Origin of the sequence: Aeromonas sp. FDAARGOS 1418 (genome assembly GCF_019048585.1) — a bacterium.
Classification (GTDB): Bacteria; Pseudomonadota; Gammaproteobacteria; order Enterobacterales; family Aeromonadaceae; genus Aeromonas; species Aeromonas caviae.
The window spans coordinates 2,983,086-3,001,052 of the sequence record NZ_CP077387.1 but is presented as its reverse complement, the minus strand read 5'-3'; the positions used below and the strand labels follow the sequence as shown (position 1 = coordinate 3,001,052).

The window sequence follows — 17,967 nt, the reverse complement described above, 5'->3', positions numbered from 1 at the left end:
ATGTTCATCCGTATGCTGCTCACGTTCATTGCTTCTTTTGCGCTTCTGATGCTCCTGGCCGCCAGCAAACTTGGCTTTGGTCTCTGGGCCATTGTCCTAGTTGTCTGCTTGTCGCCGTTCATCTGCCTGGGTGTCGTGACACTCATCGCTTACTTCGCCGAGTGGACAGATGGCCTTGAGCGTAGAAGGCCATTGCCAAGGCCAAGGCCCGTAAATCTACCCATTTCGGCGCTTGACCGCGGTTGTGGCGGTACTACTTTTAAGTAACCGTTACTTAAGTGGTGCATTTATGAATTTACTTTTGCTACGCATGGGGGTTAAGGCCCGTTACATGATCTCTGATATGTCAGAGTCTGTTCGTGAAGATGAAGTCATGAAACTCGCCTTGTCGTATCTGTTTGATATGACTAATGGTTTTGAGGTTTTTCGTCGACCATCTGAGGCTTTGCCGCTGCTTGACTCCTTAATCACTCCCCGTGAGTTACAGCGCTGGTCTTGCGAGGGTTCTGATGGTGTGCTTGTGTTCGAGCTTCTTGTTAGCTTTGTGTCTTCATATCAAACCAGTTCTCTGATGCGTGAGTTCATGACTATCCAGGTTGATGATGTCTATGGTCACGAGCGGCCGTAGGCCATGGCGAGTATAAGGCGGCTCTACTGCAGTAGATTGTCGTGACGTAGGTGGGCCCGCCGAAACTTGTTTGAGATCCTGCTGTGATGCAGGTTCAACTCCTTTCCCTGCAAAACCGGCTTTTGAGGCTTTCCGGCCCTGAGGTAGGCAAATGCCTTAGCACGCCCGGGAACGTCCAGCACGGCCCGATTCAGCGGCCTATGCGACCGCGCATAATGTCCTGTGGTTATGTTTAGCGCTGCCTCCCTGCTAGTCTGCGCAGCAGCAGGGAGCCCCGCAGGGGGCGTTGAATATAACCTGCATTGTGCGCGACCGCATGAAACCACCCTTTAAGTAACCGTTACCTTTTCCGTCCGAATAAAGCCTCTGTGAGAGGTGTGCTCGCCTTTCTGGAGGGGGTTGGGGTGCACACGCCTGGGGCGATGCCGAAGGCGCGCCCAGGGCGGGGGCGCCCGGGCCCCCCCGAGTCGGCGAAGCCACGAACTCTAACTGTGGCTTTGACTCCGAGAGCCGGACGCAGCAGCGGGCCATTCTTTTAGGTTTTTCAATGGGTTATCGCATTAAAGGCGGGCTTTAGCTTTGCTTGTCCATTTTCTCGTTGTGCGAGATGAGTACCCAGCCTCGAATGAGCTTCCTGAGGGCTGCCCTGTCTTCCTGGGGGAGTTCGTCTATTGCCTTGGTCAAAAAGTCCATGGTCTTTGATGATTCGCCATAGACGATCTCTTCCAGCGATACGCCTAAGGCCGCCGCTATCGGGATGAGTGTCTTGATCTGAGGGTTATCTTGTTCACCGCTTTCCAACCTCGACAACTGCGACTTCGAGATACCGGCTATTTCAGCCAACTGCTGCTGGCTTAAGTTTGCGGCATCACGCATGCGCCTGATGTTGTGCCCTATGCGCTCCATTACGGTTCCTTTTGATCTCACGTATGCAGATTTTACCCCACTTAGTTGCGTGCATGCTTATGCGGTTGTATATTTGGGTTCATATGATTGCATGGATGGCCCTATGTACGACTTCTGGGAAATACATATCCCCTTCAAGACTCAGTTCTGCACCGTGCAGCGCGTTGGCGCTGGTGCTGCTGACATCGTGGGAGTTGTTGACCTGGAAGAGTGTGGGCGCCGTGGACTACAGCTGGGCTCGAAGAGAGTCGACTTTTCAATTGACCCGGAGGGGAAACTCCATGATCTGTACCATCCCTGGGAGTCAGTCCCTTCGAGCTTCACTGACATTACCTGTAAGCTCCATCAGGCCCAGCTCAATAGAAGTTGGCCTTGCTTTGCTATCAAAGGGTCACCGGCTAAGTTGCTACAGGGCCACAACGTCTACGGGCCAGACTGTGCTGCTACTGGCATCCTCGAACTTATCGCGGCTTTCACTCGAGCCTTGCCCGGAATCGCTGAGATGCTCGATTTCGGCTCTGCTCACATCCGCCGCGTTGACTGTACCTACAGCATCCAACTTCCCGATGCCGAGACCATGGCTAACTGCCTAACGGCTATTGGTCAGCTCTCACACCGTCATTTGCGTCCCTCCAAAGAGTCCGATTACGCCTCGACTATCTACTTCAACCGCCGCACATCAGAGATGCAGGACGCTGGTCGGGCTCATGTGCTTGTCGTCTACGCGAAAGACCATGAGATGGAGAAGCAGCTCAAGAGTCTCCAGGCGGCTGCCCGCAAAGAGAAGACCAGCCGTTATAACTCCGTCATCAAGTCCATGCAGTCCCCCGAACTCCAGCAATTCGCCCAGCACCGTCTCCGGTTTGAGGGCAGGGGATATACCCGTTGGTTTGAGAAGAACAAGATCCCCCGCAACGTGTGGCAGTTCCTTGCCTGGGTGGCCGACTTCGAGAAGCGCGAGGGTATGAAGTTCTGTGAGTGGGCTTGGCGCAACATGTTCACCGACATGATGACCGCTCTGGGTGACAGCAAGGTCCACCTCACACAAGACCTTGAGGTGCAGCGCAAGCTCCGCATTTCTTATGGAAGGTGTAAACAGTTTTCAAACGATGATGGCTCTGTGACTGAGAAGTGGAACTTCACACGGGCCGACCGGTTGATGATGTTCTATCGCCTGCTGGCAACCGAAGGGTGGGACAAAACCAAGCGTCTAACCGCTTCCAGTTCGTTCTATGACAGCGTCAAAGCGCTCCTCGATATCGGCCTGACCAAGGCCCAGCTCCAGAACCTGCGCAACAAGAAAACCGCCAAGCTCCTGCACCTCATCAAGATGGACTTCGCCGACCAGCGGCCTGCGGGCTACGTCGAACCGGTGGGGACCGTGCTCGACACCCAGGGCGACATGAGCACCCTTGGCAACATGTGCGGCAAGGACTTCGTGCAGAAGCTCGGCCAGTCCCGTGAACAGCTCATTGCCGCCGAGGTCGCCAAGCTCTCCGGCCAGCCGCTCGACGTTGCCCGTTACTGCGTTTCCCACTTGGTCGCCGGTCGTCCCATCCGCCTCAATGGCGAACTGGGCGGGGCAGGGGGTGAGCAAATCCATCTGGCCGTGTTCGACGATGGCACCTGGGAACTCGTTCGCGGCAACGTCAACGAGTACCGGCAGGAGCACAACCTCCCCGAACCTGAGCAGCGCCCGCAGTACGACGACGACGAACTGCTGGCCGACTTCGCCGACTACCTGGGGGCCGCTCCCAATCCTGAATTCGATGCCCGGTCATACGCCGATGCAGAGCACCGCAAGCTCTCCATCATCCTTGATGGCCTGCGGGCCGAGCTGTATGACGCCGAGCAAGACCCCGACCAAATCGCCAAGGCCGTTGGCCTTCGTGGACGAATCAGCCTTACCAAGCAGCGTTTAGACCGGCTTTGGTATTGGGTACATAAGGCCACCGACTCTCGGGGCCGCAACATCAGCAGAGAGGAAGAGATATGTCAGGAATGAGCAAGGTTTTCCACGTGCTCCAGGTGCGTTTCGGTCGCATGGAAGAGCAGGGTAAAGAGTCCTTTGACTGGGCCAATGTCCACGTAGTCGAGGATGAAGTCCAGTTCGATAGCGGTTTCGCTGGGGTCGATATCGGCAAGTTCCCGGTCGATACCGCCGACGGCAATAAGCTGGCCAAAGAGATCCATGCAGCCGCTCGCAATGGTGGCGTTCTGCCGGGTCTTATCGAGCTGACCTTCTCGCCGCAGATCTCCCTCAAGCAGACCAAGCTCTTGGTCACCGGCTGGAAACCGGTAGGCCAACCCGCTCATGCAAAGAGTGCTTGAACCCTAAGCCCCTGCTCCAGGTGAAGGGCAGGAAGCTCAACCAACCGTAAGGAGACATCACCATGAAAACTACCATTCTGAACCTGAAACGCGCCGCCGCTGGTCTGGCTGTTGCAGCCGTGGCTTCCCCGTCCTTCGCTGCTGTTCCTGCGGATGTGACCACCGCCCTGACCGATGCCGCAACTGATGGCGCTGCTGTGGCAACCCTCGGCCTCCTGGTCGTGATTGCCATCGCTGCCATCAAATATCTGCGCGGCGCCAAGTAACGTAACAGTTACTTTAATAACGGGGGTCTTATGGCATTCCAATACAATGGGGCTTGCTATGAGACCCCCGAATCTTTTTTGCAGGCGGTCGCCGCTAATTCGCAGGGAGTTACCCTTCATGACGGCATACCCATCGCTTATTCGAGCGTTGTCCAGGGTAACACCATTATTACGACGACTACGCAGGGAACTTCAGTATCGTTCGCTCCTACACAGATTGAATGCCAGCTTATTGATATGGCTGATTCCGCGGTACTTTCAGGTCTTGTTGTCCTTGCGTGGGCGGCGTCGTGGGCGCTGGTAGTGCTTAGAAATGGAGTTGACCAAGGCGGATACGGGGGAGGGCAATAACATGACCATCTATGCGATGTATTTAACAGCGGCAATACTCGGCTCTGCTGCAATTATATTTTGGGGGCTTAAATGAAACGCCTATTAATTGCCGCACTTTTTATTAGCCCATCCGTATTTGCTTCATATACCACGATGACCATTGAGGGTGTAAAACAGTCAAATGGCGTTTGGACAACAGCGGGCGTGATGGACACTCAGGGTTTTGTACGCACCACTGGCGCCGTTACCGTTCATGGTACAACCCGCAATCTACCTGTTGCAATGGCTGCCGATACTTTGGCTCTCGGCACTGCTGTAAAGGGCGCGGCTAAGGCTTTAGGCCCCATCGCCCTCGCTGCCACTGCTTATGACCTTTATCAGTTTTTCAATGATAACGGCATAGAATCACAGGGCAATAATTGGACAATTCCCGTTGCCTATGATGACCCCTCTACAATTACCGGTTATTTTCAGTCCCCTAATGGCACTTCCTGCGCCGGTGCTGGTAATAATGCATCCTTGAGTTGTCTATGGGGGAATTCCAATGCGTATAAACAGTATCTTGCAGGCGACCCGAAATGGGAGGTTGTATGTACCCCTGTCACGCTAGGTACATATTGCGTTCTAAGGTTGAAAACTGGCGGCAATCAACTTACGACCACCCTTTATACTTATGGCTGCAATGCCTCAACTGCATCACTTGTTTCATGTGCTGCCCATCCCCCTGCACAAAACACGGATTGGGATGGTCTCCCCGCCCTAACCATTCCTTTAATTATTTCTGGCCTCGCGAATATTCCATCATTGAAAGATTACCCAATACCATTCAAATCCGTTTCCTTTACACCCTATTCCGAGTGGTTGGGAGACCCTTATTTCAAGGATGGCCAGTGGTGGCGAGATCGCATGGATGTTTCTCCATCTTCTACATCTGGCCAGCCTACTCGCGTTCGCGTTGATATTGGCCCGGTCAAGCTTGAGGGGCAGACTGACCCAACTGTAAAGCCTGATGACACCCCTGCAAGCGAAAATACACAGCCAAAAGAACAGACCAAGTTCTGCGATGACAACCCTTTCTCGATTGCCTGTCAGGAAATGGGTAACCCCGAAGAGGTCGAACCTATCGAGCCTGATGAAAAGCAATTCCAGCTCGATACCAACCAATCTTGGGGCGCTTCCAATGGCGCGTGTCCTGCCAGTCCTTCCGTTACCTTGTTCACCGGCAAGGTGATCACCTTTGATTACCAGCCAACTTGCGACTTTCTCGCCTTGTTACGTCCCATCATCATCGCGTTCGCTTTGATGACTGCCATCTTCATTGCGCTTGGGAGAACTGACTGATGCCTATTGCTGCTTGGTTGATGTCCATTTCTGGTCCCCTGGTCATGCGTGTACTCGCACAGCTCGGGATCGGCATTGTGACTTTCTTGGGGGTCGAGGCTGGGGTAACAGCTGCGTTGTCTCATGCGCAATCTGTTTACTTGGGTGCGCCGTCTGTGGTGCTCCAGTTCCTGGCTATCGCTGGTGTTAACTCTGCTTTGGGCATCTTGGCCGGTGGTGTTACCGCTCGCCTGACGTTCATGGCCATGAAGAGGTTCCAACTCAAATGATCACGCTTATTACTGGTGTTCCCGGGGCAGGGAAGACGCTCTACTGTGTCAGTCAGATACTGCTTCCTGAGTCGAAGACCGACCGACCTATCTTTGTGGATGGCATCCCTGACCTGCTTCCTCGTCATGAGGTAGCGCCTGACGTACTGGACTGGCCGACTTGGGCTCCCCAGGGGGCGCACATCTTCATTGATGAGGTCCAGCGCGTCTGGCGCCCTGAGTCTGCTGGTAAGCTCCCGCATCCGTCGATTGCAGAGCTTGAGACTCACCGGCACCGCGGCCTCGACTTCACCATCATGACCCAGCATCCGAGTCTGGTTCATGCCAACGTGCGTCGCCTGGTAGGGAAGCACATCCACGTTCGCCGTACTGCGCTAGGGGTGAAGGTCTACGAGTACAGCGAGTGCCAGGCACAGCCCGACACAGCATGGCGCAATGCGATGACCAAGTTTTCTTGGAAGCATCCAAAGGACGCTTTCGACCTTTACAAGTCGGCCAGCTTGCACGTCAAGGTGAAATACCGCATTCCTGGTTCGGTTAAGGTCTTGGCCTTCTGCGTTCTGGCCATTGGTGGGCTTTCTTACTACATGTATAACCGGCTCTGGTCAGCCACCCACAAAGATGAAACACCGGCGCTTGTCCAAGCAGCAGGGCAGGGGGCTCAAGTTCTTTCTGGTATGCAGCCCGTGTCAGGCGCAGCGCCTATCTCAGCACCTGTACCGGTGGAGGAGGTGGACCCCAGGGAAGCGTTCGTTCCACGTGTTTATGGGGAACCTTGGACAGCACCGGCATATGACCGCATGAGGGTAGTGCGCAATATGCCCAGAGTAGTGGCCTGTGTGGCATCTGAGACGAAATGCGCTTGCTACACGGAGCAGATGACGGTGATCCAGATGACCGACTCCCAGTGTCGGGAACGGCTTGATGGGGGCGGCGTGTATGATCCTTACAACGAAAAGCCAGCCATCAGTGGTTCAGGTGGTGGTGAACGTTCAACGCCACTGGAGCAGGCAACTCAGGAATCCTGACCTGTTATCTCTGATGCCGATAAATAGGGTTATCGGCATTAAGTAACTGTTACTTTACCTTGCACATTTCTTGGCCTGAACTACAGTTAAGTAACAGTTACTTAATGGAGTGATGAACATGGCCAAGCAAAAGGAAGTGCAGCTCGAACTCGCCGTCAGTCGCGCCCCGGGGCGTCCTTGCATTGGGGATGCGCCGCTTACCCCAGCAGAGAAGCAACGCCGCTACCGTGAGCGCCAAAAGTTGAAAATCGTAACGGTTACCGAAACTCAGTCATCAGGTGGTATCCATCTTTCCTTTCACCCAAAAACAGAATTACCGGATCCCGGCCGCAGCGTTGTTGTACGTTACCGCGACCATACACGTTCCTGGTACAACTGGGGCACTTCTTCCGAGATGCTCATTGCCATTCTCAAGGTAAAGCCTTCTCAGTGGCACACTAGGGAGGAGTTGACCCGCTCAAAAGAGCTTGTTGTCGATTGGGCTTATGTCCCTGACGTTCTTCCTTACCCTGAACTCGACTCTGCTTTTGGTGGTGATGCTCTCAAGGGAGGGAAATAACATGTTCATCCGTATGCTGCTCACGTTCATTGCTTCTTTTGCGCTTCTGATGCTCCTGGCCGCCAGCAAACTTGGCTTTGGTCTCTGGGCCATTGTCCTAGTTGTCTGCTTGTCGCCGTTCATCTGCCTGGGTGTCGTGACACTCATCGCTTACTTCGCCGAGTGGACAGATGGCCTTGAGCGTAGAAGGCCATTGCCAAGGCCAAGGCCCGTAAATCTACCCATTTCGGCGCTTGACCGCGGTTGTGGCGGTACTACTTTTAAGTAACCGTTACTTAAGTGGTGCATTTATGAATTTACTTTTGCTACGCATGGGGGTTAAGGCCCGTTACATGATCTCTGATATGTCAGAGTCTGTTCGTGAAGATGAAGTCATGAAACTCGCCTTGTCGTATCTGTTTGATATGACTAATGGTTTTGAGGTTTTTCGTCGACCATCTGAGGCTTTGCCGCTGCTTGACTCCTTAATCACTCCCCGTGAGTTACAGCGCTGGTCTTGCGAGGGTTCTGATGGTGTGCTTGTGTTCGAGCTTCTTGTTAGCTTTGTGTCTTCATATCAAACCAGTTCTCTGATGCGTGAGTTCATGACTATCCAGGTTGATGATGTCTATGGTCACGAGCGGCCGTAGGCCATGGCGAGTATAAGGCGGCTCTACTGCAGTAGATTGTCGTGACGTAGGTGGGCCCGCCGAAACTTGTTTGAGATCCTGCTGTGATGCAGGTTCAACTCCTTTCCCTGCAAAACCGGCTTTTGAGGCTTTCCGGCCCTGAGGTAGGCAAATGCCTTAGCACGCCCGGGAACGTCCAGCACGGCCCGATTCAGCGGCCTATGCGACCGCGCATAATGTATATTATGTTAAATTAAATATCTTGGTATTCTGTCACCCTCAACCGAACTGTGTATAATGGTGGCAATTGATCCTATCCCCGACCGGATGTCTTAAGTGGCTGAATTAACATCAGAACAATTAAAACCCGCTTTCTCGATTGAGCAGTTCCCCACACTTGGCGAACTCGACCCCATTCCGTTTGCCGCCCTGCAACCCAGAGCGATTTCGGGTATCAAACGGCTGGCCAGTTTTGATGGTGACTGCCCGGTCATGATCCTCAACGGTTTCCCCGGTGCAGATTACGAGAATGTCTGCCAGACCCTGATCGCCTCTTCGAATGGCAAGGATGGCGACCTGTTCGATCTCTGTTATACCGAGAATCTCAACAACCCTTTCAAGCCCATCTGGCTGCGCCTGCAACCGGGCTCGGGTTTCGAGTTCTGCGAGATGGTCGGAGAGCTGCTCAAGCTGATGAGCCACCATCTCGACGCCGAGCGGCTGGTCACCCGGATCATCCGCAAACAGAACAACGACCCCAAGATCGTGGATTTCCTCTCCGATCTGGCCGCCCATGTCGCCCAGGGCCTCGAGTTCCAGCACCCAGTGCTCATCAACCTGCTGATCCATCATGAGGAGCAGCAAGCCCCTGTCGTCTACGGCCGCGACCTGAACTGGGATACCTTGTTCGGTTCCATCAACTATCAGACGGAACAAGGCTCCGTCTACGCCAACCAGCATCTTTTGGAACCCGGTCTGCTGCGGGAAGCCAACGGTGGTTACCTGGTACTTCAGCTTGATGAGCTGCTGGATCAGCCTCATCTCTGGTTCAAGCTCAAGAACGCCATGCAAAAGGGCGAGCTGGACTGGAATGCCTATCAGGAAGGCAAGACGCTGACGCCCTTCTTCACCCCGGAGGCGACCCCCATCCGGTTCAAGTTGATCCTGGTCGGTGACAGGCTGGACGTGGCGGAATTCCAGATGCTGGACAGGGACATGGCGGAGCGCATCTTCCTGCGTGCCGATCTGGTCTCCGAAGTGAACATCGAGGAAGATCTCCCCGCCTTCCTGCAATATCTCGCCTGGCTGCGAGCGCGCTGGGCGCTGCTGGATTTCACCCCAGGTGCCCTCCTCGCCCTCTGTCGCCATGCCAGCCGCCTGTGTGACCACCAGGAGTGGCTATCCCTCTCCGAGGTACAGCTCGGCGCCATCATGCGCATGGCCGACAGCCTGGCCCGCGAGCTGGAAGCGACCAGCGTCACTGACGAACATATCCTGCTCGCCCTGGAAGAACAGGATTACCGCCTCAACTATCTGGTGGAGCAATCGGATCAGGGTGTCATCGACGGCCAGATCCTGCTGCAGACCGACGGTGAAGAGGTTGGCCAGATCAACGGCCTTTCCGTCATCCAGGTGGCCGGCCATCCCTATGACTTCGGGGAGCCGGTACGCCTCACCGCGACCGTCCACCTCGGGGATGGCGATGTGGCTGACATCGAGCGCAAGGCGGAGCTCGCCGGGCATATTCACGCCAAGGCCATGATGATCATCCACGGCTACCTCTCCAACAAGTTCGGCGCAGAGAACCCCTCGCCGCTCTCGGCCAACCTGGTGTTCGAGCAGTCATACCACGAGATCGATGGTGACAGCGCCTCCCTGACCGGCCTATGTGCCCTCCTCTCCGCCCTCGCCCGCCAGCCCATCTACCAGCACTTCGCCGTGACCGGTGCGGTCGACCAGTTCGGCAATGTGCAGGCCGTTGGTGGCGTGAACGAGAAGATCGAAGGCTTCTTCCGGGTGTGCAAGATCCACGGCCTCACCGGCAAGCAAGGCATTCTGCTGCCCGGCACAAACGCCCAGCAGCTCAACCTCTCTGATGAAGTGATCGCGGCAGTAGAGGCCGGCCAGTTCCACATCCACCCGGTGGATCACGTGGAAGAGGCAATCGAGCTGCTCACCGGCTGCGTTGCTGGCGAACCGGACATGCCGGATACCCTGTTTGGTCGCATCCAGGAGAGACTGGACGAACTCAATGGCACGGCAACCAAGAGTGGCGGCCTGCTGCGCAGCCTGCTGGACCGGCTGCTTGGCCGTTAAATGAAGTGATCGGAGTTGTTTAGCGAACATCTGTAAGCTAAATTGGCCCGGCTTTGACCCATATGAAGGATAAACAGCGTGACCCTAGATAACGACACCACTGATCCCCGCCTCTCCCTGTGCGAACAAGGCAAAGAGTCCTTTACCCGTGAAGAGCTGCTTGCCTGCAGCCGTGGCGAATTATTTGGTGAAGGTAACAGCCAGCTGCCCGCCCCCAACATGCTGATGATGGATCGCATCGTCAAGATCAACGACCATGGCGGCGAGCACGGCAAGGGTGAAATCCTGGCTGAACTCGATATCACGCCGGATCTCTGGTTCTTCGACTGCCACTTCCCCGGCGATCCCGTCATGCCCGGCTGCCTGGGCCTGGATGCCATGTGGCAACTGGTCGGCTTCTTCCTGGGCTGGAAAGGGGGTCCTGGCAAAGGACGTGCGCTGGGTGTCGGTGAAGTCAAGTTCACCGGCCAGATCCTGCCGACGGCCAAGAAGGTCACCTACAAGATCACCTTCAAGCGCGTCATCAACCGCAAACTGGTCATGGGCATTGCCGATGGCGTCGTGGAAGTGGATGGTCGCCCCATCTACAGCGCCACCGATCTGAAAGTGGGCCTGTTCAAAGACACCACCGCATTCTGATCCTGCTCCTGGGTGAGCAGAGACAACGTAAAGGGGCCACGATGGCCCCTTTCCTTTTGTAATGAGTGATGAAGTATCGGTTACTTCATGAAGAGGCCTGAGCCTCGCCCTTCCATGGCATCGCGCCAACCACCAAGCCAATGGCCCCTGGCATCCAGGCACTGGTACGGACACGCTTCTTTCTGTTTGCCGACTACGCCAGCCTGATAACCACGAGCGCGAGCTCTCTCCAGACGGTCCCGTTTCTGTCTCTTCATCATCTACGACCCTCTTCGTGGAACAAAAAAAGCGACCAGTTTTTCACCGGTCGCCTTCATCTTTACCCCAGGGGGGAGGCAGGGTCAAACAAAAAATTCCATGCTATTCAGGGGTTGTGACACAAGATACTGAACTGCATTAATTTTTGATGACACTTATTTATCGCTGATAGCGACGCAGCCAGGCAAAGGGCAGCGCCAGCAGAGTCAACCAGAACAGGCTGCCACCACCGCCCTCGCCACCATCCTGACCGGTCTGGTTGTTGACCGGCGCATTGCTGACCACATAGCTGGCCGGGGCATTGCCCTGATAATCCGCCACGGCCGGCGTCAGTTTGACGGCGACCACGGTGGCGTTGGCGCGTTTGTTGAGGTCGCTCTCGCTGTCATAGCGATACGCCGTCGCGGCAATGGTGCCGTCGCTGCTGATGCCGCTGGCATAAGCGATGTGATAGTACTTGCCGTTCTGGGCACACTGCTTGTTGCCGGCGTCATCCTTGCCACAGATGAGATCATTCAGATACCAGCTGTTGGCCGGGGCGGCCGCGTTCAGCAGGAAGGCTTCCTGCATGCGGTTGGTGCCATTGACCACCGGTTGGGTCTGATGGCGGGAGTCGCGCCAGCCGACCACCATGTTGTGCTCGTTGATGGCGGCCGCTTCCGAGCCTGCCCCCGAGACCGGCTTGTCCTGGAGAGGAAGGCTGGCCGCCGTACCCGGCTTGCTCAGGTTGAACAGGAACATCTCCACCGGGCGGTTCTGGCCCTTGTTGATGCGATAGCGCTGGTTGCCGATCACGTAGCCGTTGTCGTTGACGGCCACGGCCCAGCTGTGTTGCAGCTTGGCATCGTCCTTGCCAGGCTCGCCATCCGGCAGCGGGATGATCTTGGTGGTGCCCACGGTGCCGGCAGCCGTATCCAGGATCCAGTAGCTGGCGAGGTTGCGACCATCCAGATCACCGGTGCCCACCTCGCCGGTAGAGCTGTAGCCCACGCCGTAGAGGGTGCCGTTGTACTTGGCCACGCCCAGTGCAGAGGCGGTTTGCAGCACCTCGTCACGCTGATGGCCATAGGTACCGGCCTGCATCAGCTTGTTGAACCCGCCCGAGCTGTTGAGCAGCCAGAAGCTCGCCTGGGTATCGACCCCGGGGCAGTAGCGGAAGTCACCGTACTGGCTGTCATTGCCCGTCTCGAAACACCACTTGTAGAAGTCACCGCCCACCTTGTGGCGATACTTGTCGCTGGCCGCGGTACCGGTCACCAGATACTGACCGTTGTCCAGCTTCTTGATGGAGGTGGGTACGCTCAGGCCGTGGGTGCTGGCCGCATCCTTGAGCTCGACCGGGTTGCCGTCATTGACCACGGCAAAGGCGGTACGCAGTTTGCCATTCATCTTGTAACCGACCCGATCCTCCGGGACATCCCCGAGGGCCGTCACCAGGCCATCGACCTCGGAGCTGGTCACGTAGCCCAGGTTGCTGCGTTGATCCACCTTGTCCAGGAAGTCGCGACGCCACTGGTAGGCAAAGCCCGAGTTGTCGCTCCAGAAGGAGTTGCAGACCGAGTTGGAGAGCATGCAACCCTGCTCGAAACGGAAACGATCGACCAGGAAGTCGGCAAACCGCACGGTGGAGAAGTATTCCGCCATGTTGTTCTTGGTGTTGAGCCCGATGAGGCCGTTGGCATCGCCGCTGATCCCGCTGGCATAGCCTTTGACTTCGTCATCGACGATGGTGAAAAAGGAGCTTTGTGCCGCCTGCGCGTTGAGGCTGGCGCCGACCAGGATGGCCAGCATGGATAATTGCTTTTTCATCTACTTCCTTAGTCTTGATGTTTCAACGCTTCCAACTCCTCCCAACGGGAGAAGGCGTGTTCCAATGCGGCCTCTGCCGCATTCAATGCATCCAGTTTGGGCTGGGTCTGCTCTGCTGGCAGGGAGAAGAAACCGGGGTGGTTAATCTCGGCCTGCAGGGCATCGAGTTCCATTTCCAACTGTTCCAGCCGGGCTGGCAGATTATCCAGCTCCAGTTGCAACTTGTAAGAGAGTTTTCGTGTTTTTTTCGCAGGCTCCGCTGCCGACGCGACAGGCTCTGCCACCTTGACCGGGGCCGGCTTGGCCGTCTGTTGGGCGGCCTGCAAGGCTCGTGTGGCCATCATGTCGGCGTAGCCCCCGACATAATCGCTGATCCGTCCATCCCCTTCAAACAGCCAGCAGCCGGTCACGGTATTGTCGATGAAACGGCGATCGTGGCTGACCAGCAGCAGGGTGCCCGGGTAATCGGTGAGCAGCTCTTCCAGCAATTCCAGCGTTTCGACATCCAGGTCGTTGGTTGGTTCATCCAGAATCAACAAGTTACTGGGCTTGAGGAAGAGTTTGGCCAACAGTAGACGGTTTTTCTCGCCCCCTGACAAGGCCTTGACCGGGGTGCGCGCCCGCTTGGGCTCGAACAGGAAGTCCTGCAGATAGCCGAGGATGTGACGGGAGCGGCCGCGAACCATCACCTCCTGCTTGCCCTCCCCCACGTTGTCCACCACCGTCTTCTCGGGATCGAGCTGCTCACGGTATTGATCGAAGTAGGCCACTTCCAGGTTGGTCCCCTGGCGCACCGAGCCACGGCTCGCCTCGAGCTGGCCCATCAGCAGCTTGATCAGGGTCGACTTGCCGCAGCCGTTGGGGCCCACCAGAGCAATCTTGTCCCCGCGCAGCACCTGCAGATCCAGTCCCTGGAACAGGGTGCGATCACCAAAGTCCAGCCCCAGCCCCTCGGTCTCGAACACCAGCTTGCCGGAGCGGCCCGCCTCGTCCAGTTGCAGCTTGGCCTTGCCCTGCAGTTCCCGGCGCTGGGTGCGCTCCATGCGCATCGCCTTGAGGGCCCGCACCCGTCCCTCGTTGCGGGTACGACGCGCCTTGATCCCCTGGCGCACCCATACCTCTTCCTGGGCCAGCTTGCGGTCGAACTCGGCGTTTTTCAGCTCCTCGACCCGCAGCCACTCCTCCTTGCCTTGCAGATATTCGTCGTAGTTGCCGGGCCAGGAGGTGATCACGCCGCGATCGAGATCGATGATCCGGGTCGCCAGCTTGTGGATGAACTCCCGGTCGTGGGAGATGAAGACGATGGCGCCGCGAAAGTCCTTGAGGAACTCTTCCAGCCAGTTGATGGCATCGATGTCCAGGTGGTTGGTCGGCTCGTCCAGCAGCAACAGATCCGGGTCACACGCCAGGGCGCGGGCCAGAGCCACCTTGCGCAGCCAGCCGCCAGACAGACTGTCGAGCGTCACATCAGGGTCGAGATCGAGCAGGGTCAGCACCTGATTGATGCGGGTCTCGTACTGCCAGCCGTTCTGATAGTCGAGCTGCTCCTGCAACTGGCTCATGGTGCGAATGTTGGCATCGGAAGGGTCGTGCGCCAGGGCGTGGGAGACATGGTGGTACTGCTTGAGCAGCTCCCCTACCCCGGCCAGCCCTTCTGCGGCGTAATCGAACACGGTGATCTCGCTCGAGGCGGGCGGATCCTGCTCGAGGCGGGTCACTTTCAAATCTTGTTGCAACACCAGACGGCCGTCGTCCAGCGGCAGTTCGCTGGCAATCACCTTCATCAGGGTGGACTTGCCCGCCCCGTTGCGACCCACCAGACAGAGGCGCTCGCCCCGCTCTATGGTGAGCTCGGCATGGTCGAGCAGCGGAAAATCACTGAACGACAGGGACGCGCCGTGCAATGTCAAAAGAGCCATGTTTGTTCCTTGTTGCTTATGAAAAAACGGGCGGCAGCGTGAGTCTGCCCCCGTTTTGTCGTCAAATCCTGCTCACCCCTGTGCCAGCCAGCCTTGCAGCTCCCTCAGGGTGAAGGGCCAGCCCAGCTCCCGGCCGGCACTGTCTTGCAGCACCGGGATGCGCACCCGGTAAGCCTCGAGCCAGGCCTCCTCCTCCAGGATATCGCAGCGGCGGGTCTGCGCGGCCATCCCGGCCTGTTCCACCAGCGCCCACGCCTGTTCGCACAGGTGGCAGCCGTCGGTGTGAAACAGGGTCAGCATCAGCCTTGTGCCTCGGCGTGGGTGATGATCCAGCAGTTGTGGATATGCTGGTTGCGCTCGAAGTCCTTGGGCCGGGTCTTGTTCGTGATGTTCTGCGCCTTGAGACCGATGGCGTCAAGGCCGGCCAAGTCCATCTTGAAGTGGCGCTTGTTGTTGGAGAAGACCAGGGTGCCGTCCGCCGCGAGCAGGCGCTTGAGGTGCTGCATCAACAGCAGGTGATCCCGCTGCACGTCGAAGCTCTCGTCCATCCGCTTGGAGTTGGAGAAGGTGGGCGGATCGATGAAGATGAGGTCGTACTGCTCGTCGGCTTCCGACAACCACTTCAGACAGTCCGCCTGCACGAACTTGTGCTCGCGGCCCACCAGCGAGTTGAGGCGCATGTTGTCCTGGGCCCAGTTGAGGTAGGTGCGCGACATGTCCACCGTGGTGGTTTCGCGGGCGCCGCCGAGCCCCGCGTGCACGGTGGCACTGCCGGTGTAGGCGAAGAGGTTCAGGAAGCGCTTGCCCCGAGCCATCTGGCCCAGCATGCGGCGGGTCTGACGGTGGTCGAGGAAGAGGCCGGTGTCCAGATAGTCGTAGAGGTTGACCCAGAGGCGTGCACCGTACTCCTGCACTTCCATCCGGTGCTGCTCTTCGGAGAGCTTCTGGTACTGCTGTTTGCCTTCCTGGCGCTCGCGCACCTTCAGGATCACCTTCTCGCCGTCCATGCCGGTCACCTTGATGGCGGCCTGCACCATGTCCAGCAGACGCTGGCGGGTCTTCTGGGCGGGAATGTCCTTGGGCGCCGCGTACTCCTGTACCACCAGATAGTCCTGATAGCGGTCGATGGCGGCGTTGTACTCCGGCAAGTCCGCGTCATAGAGGCGGTAGCAATCGAGGTTCTCCTTGCTCGCCCATTTCTCGAGGGTCTTCAGATTCTTGCGCAGACGGTTGGCAAAGTCCTGGGCCACCTCTTTCTGGGAAGCGACGGCATCGAGGGCGATCTGATAGTTGCGCAGCTGGCACTCGAGGGCGCCGTTGAACAGGCGATACTGCTTGTCGGCACGCAGGCGCAGGCAGCTCAGGAGTTCGGGAGAGGCGGAGAGAATGGTGACCTTCCACCCCTGGAAGCCGCGGCGCAGGGCATCGCCAAGGGCCTGATGCACTTCCAGCAACGCCGGGAACTCCCCAAGACGCTCGCCATAGGGCGGGTTGGAGATAAGCATGCCGACCTGACGGCTCTCCCCTTCCACAGCCGGCATCGGCAGCGGGTTTTCCAGCTTGGTGACATCGGCCTGCTTGAAGGTGATGAGATGGGCCACGCCGGCGGCCTTGGCGTTGTCACGGGCCTTCATCAGGACCCGGGTATCCGCATCGCAACCGAACAGTTTCACCTCGCAGCGCTGCATGCCGCGCTTGGCACGCACCTGGGCTTCCATCATCAGACTCTGCCACAGTTCACCATCGTGTTGCAGCCAGCGATCGAAACCGAAGCGCTCGCGGCGCAGGGCCGGCGCCATGTCGGCAGCGATGAAGGCCGCTTCAATCAGCAGGGTACCGGAGCCGCACATGGGGTCCATCATGGGCTCGCCGGCCCAGCCGCTGCGGGCAATCATGGCCGCAGCCAGGTTCTCTTTGAGGGGCGCCTCGCCGGTGCCCTGGCGATAGAAGCGCTGGTGCAGCGCCGGGCCTGACAAGTCCAGCGTGATATTGGCCTTGCCTTTGCCAAGGTGCGCCATGATGCGAATGTCCGGGGACTTCTTGTCCACATCCGGGCGCACGTGACCGCGCTTGGTGAAGCGATCGACGATGGCGTCCTTGATCTTCAGGGCGCCGTACTGGGTATTGCGAATGGAGGCGTTGGTACCGGTAAAGTCCACCGCGATGGTGGCGGTACCGGAGAAGTGCTCCTCCCAGGGAATGGTATGGGCCCCGAGGTAGAGGTCCAGATCGTCGTTCATCTGGAACTCGGAGAGCACCAGCACGATACGGGAGGCAAAGCGGCTCCACAGACAGGCCTTGTAGCCGATGGCCAGTTCGCCCTTGAAGTGGACGCCGGCCACGGTCTCACGGACCTGCTCCGCACCCAGATTGGTCAGCTCGACGGCCAGCAGGTTTTCCAGCCCCTTGGGGCAGGTTGCAAAAAATTCTTTCATCACGCTCACGGGGATGCCATAAAAATAGTGCCGCATTATACCTTATCGGCCCGCACTCGGCACTCGAACCTTGGACAAAGGCGCCATATAAACGGCAAGAGGTGCGGCAAACGCTCCCCTCCCCCTTGCAGGCGACAGGATCCCGCTCTTGGCTGGCAGCTGTCTACCATCACATTCGTAAAGAATTCGAAAATCTTGCCCGGACCAGGCAGAAAATGGTCGTGACGACCAGACGAAGGAAAAAGACAAATAATGGAACAAGAGAGAGACTGAGCGCTTAAATATCAGACCAATATAGCAGGCCTATAACGGACTTATTCGT

19 protein-coding genes are annotated in these 17,967 nt (G+C 57.3%); 13 read left to right on the top strand and 6 right to left on the bottom strand.

All coding sequences use genetic code 11. The features are described 5' to 3' along the window. Both I6L48_RS14020 and I6L48_RS14015 read left to right on the top strand, forming a co-directional pair. Entirely contained in the window at positions 1 to 267 is a 267-nt protein-coding gene (locus I6L48_RS14020; RefSeq protein ID WP_216987345.1) for a hypothetical protein, read from the top strand. A gap of 22 nt (positions 268 to 289) precedes the next feature. Then, a complete protein-coding gene (locus tag I6L48_RS14015; protein WP_216987344.1) occupies positions 290 to 628 on the top strand; it encodes a hypothetical protein in 339 nt (112 codons plus the stop codon). 573 nt (positions 629 to 1,201) lie between these two features. Here the strand turns inward: I6L48_RS14015 and I6L48_RS14010 are convergent. Then, positions 1,202 to 1,534, bottom strand: coding sequence for a helix-turn-helix domain-containing protein (locus tag I6L48_RS14010; protein ID WP_216987353.1), 333 nt, complete (start codon positions 1,532 to 1,534; stop codon positions 1,202 to 1,204). Positions 1,535 to 1,637: 103 nt separating this feature from the next. Between I6L48_RS14010 and I6L48_RS14005 the strand changes: the two genes are divergently transcribed. From I6L48_RS14005 to fabA, 11 genes are all read left to right on the top strand, one after another. Beyond that, positions 1,638 to 3,539, top strand: a complete 1,902-nt coding sequence (locus I6L48_RS14005) for a phage/plasmid replication protein, II/X family (protein ID WP_216987352.1) — start codon at positions 1,638 to 1,640, stop codon at positions 3,537 to 3,539. After that, entirely contained in the window at positions 3,536 to 3,865 is a 330-nt protein-coding gene (locus I6L48_RS14000) for a hypothetical protein (RefSeq protein WP_216987351.1), read from the top strand. The genes I6L48_RS14005 and I6L48_RS14000 overlap by 4 nt, the downstream gene beginning before the upstream one ends. A gap of 62 nt (positions 3,866 to 3,927) precedes the next feature. Further along, positions 3,928 to 4,131, top strand: coding sequence for a major capsid protein (locus tag I6L48_RS13995; protein ID WP_216987350.1), 204 nt, complete (start codon positions 3,928 to 3,930; stop codon positions 4,129 to 4,131). Between the two features lie 423 nt (positions 4,132 to 4,554). Next, a complete protein-coding gene (locus I6L48_RS13990; RefSeq protein ID WP_216987349.1) occupies positions 4,555 to 5,805 on the top strand; it encodes a virulence factor TspB C-terminal domain-related protein in 1,251 nt (416 codons plus the stop codon). Further along, positions 5,805 to 6,074 (top strand): DUF2523 family protein, encoded by a 270-nt coding sequence (locus I6L48_RS13985; protein WP_216987348.1) that lies wholly within the window; start codon positions 5,805 to 5,807, stop codon positions 6,072 to 6,074. The genes I6L48_RS13990 and I6L48_RS13985 overlap by 1 nt, the downstream gene beginning before the upstream one ends. Beyond that, the gene (locus I6L48_RS13980; protein ID WP_216987347.1) at positions 6,071 to 7,102 is read left to right on the top strand and encodes a zonular occludens toxin domain-containing protein; all 1,032 of its coding nucleotides are present in this window, start codon (positions 6,071 to 6,073) and stop codon (positions 7,100 to 7,102) included. Before I6L48_RS13985 ends, I6L48_RS13980 begins: the two co-directional genes overlap by 4 nt. Positions 7,103 to 7,220: 118 nt before the next feature. Beyond that, on the top strand, positions 7,221 to 7,661 hold the full coding sequence (locus I6L48_RS13975; RefSeq protein ID WP_216987346.1) for a hypothetical protein: 441 nt from the start codon (positions 7,221 to 7,223) through the stop codon (positions 7,659 to 7,661). Between the two features lies 1 nt (position 7,662). Beyond that, positions 7,663 to 7,929 (top strand): hypothetical protein, encoded by a 267-nt coding sequence (locus I6L48_RS13970; protein WP_216987345.1) that lies wholly within the window; start codon positions 7,663 to 7,665, stop codon positions 7,927 to 7,929. A gap of 22 nt (positions 7,930 to 7,951) precedes the next feature. After that, positions 7,952 to 8,290, top strand: coding sequence for a hypothetical protein (locus I6L48_RS13965; protein WP_216987344.1), 339 nt, complete (start codon positions 7,952 to 7,954; stop codon positions 8,288 to 8,290). 315 nt (positions 8,291 to 8,605) lie between these two features. Beyond that, positions 8,606 to 10,585, top strand: a complete 1,980-nt coding sequence (locus tag I6L48_RS13960) for a Lon protease family protein (RefSeq protein WP_113070254.1) — start codon at positions 8,606 to 8,608, stop codon at positions 10,583 to 10,585. A gap of 78 nt (positions 10,586 to 10,663) precedes the next feature. Beyond that, positions 10,664 to 11,224, top strand: coding sequence for a 3-hydroxyacyl-[acyl-carrier-protein] dehydratase FabA (gene fabA, locus I6L48_RS13955; protein WP_010674758.1), 561 nt, complete (start codon positions 10,664 to 10,666; stop codon positions 11,222 to 11,224). 80 nt (positions 11,225 to 11,304) lie between these two features. On the opposite strand, the gene rmf is transcribed toward fabA, so the two are convergent. From rmf to rlmKL, 5 genes are all read right to left on the bottom strand, one after another. After that, a complete protein-coding gene (gene rmf, locus I6L48_RS13950; protein WP_010674759.1) occupies positions 11,305 to 11,481 on the bottom strand; it encodes a ribosome modulation factor in 177 nt (58 codons plus the stop codon). A 160-nt stretch (positions 11,482 to 11,641) separates the two neighbouring features. Next, positions 11,642 to 13,291 (bottom strand): DUF3466 family protein, encoded by a 1,650-nt coding sequence (locus I6L48_RS13945; protein WP_216987343.1) that lies wholly within the window; start codon positions 13,289 to 13,291, stop codon positions 11,642 to 11,644. An 8-nt stretch (positions 13,292 to 13,299) separates the two neighbouring features. Next, positions 13,300 to 15,210 (bottom strand): ABC transporter ATP-binding protein, encoded by a 1,911-nt coding sequence (locus tag I6L48_RS13940; RefSeq protein WP_029314544.1) that lies wholly within the window; start codon positions 15,208 to 15,210, stop codon positions 13,300 to 13,302. Between the two features lie 72 nt (positions 15,211 to 15,282). Beyond that, complete coding sequence (locus I6L48_RS13935) at positions 15,283 to 15,510, bottom strand: glutaredoxin family protein (RefSeq protein ID WP_042017071.1); 228 nt, start codon at positions 15,508 to 15,510, stop codon at positions 15,283 to 15,285. Beyond that, a complete protein-coding gene (gene rlmKL, locus I6L48_RS13930; protein ID WP_052814621.1) occupies positions 15,510 to 17,681 on the bottom strand; it encodes a bifunctional 23S rRNA (guanine(2069)-N(7))-methyltransferase RlmK/23S rRNA (guanine(2445)-N(2))-methyltransferase RlmL in 2,172 nt (723 codons plus the stop codon). Before rlmKL ends, I6L48_RS13935 begins: the two co-directional genes overlap by 1 nt. Positions 17,682 to 17,967 lie beyond the last annotated feature (286 nt).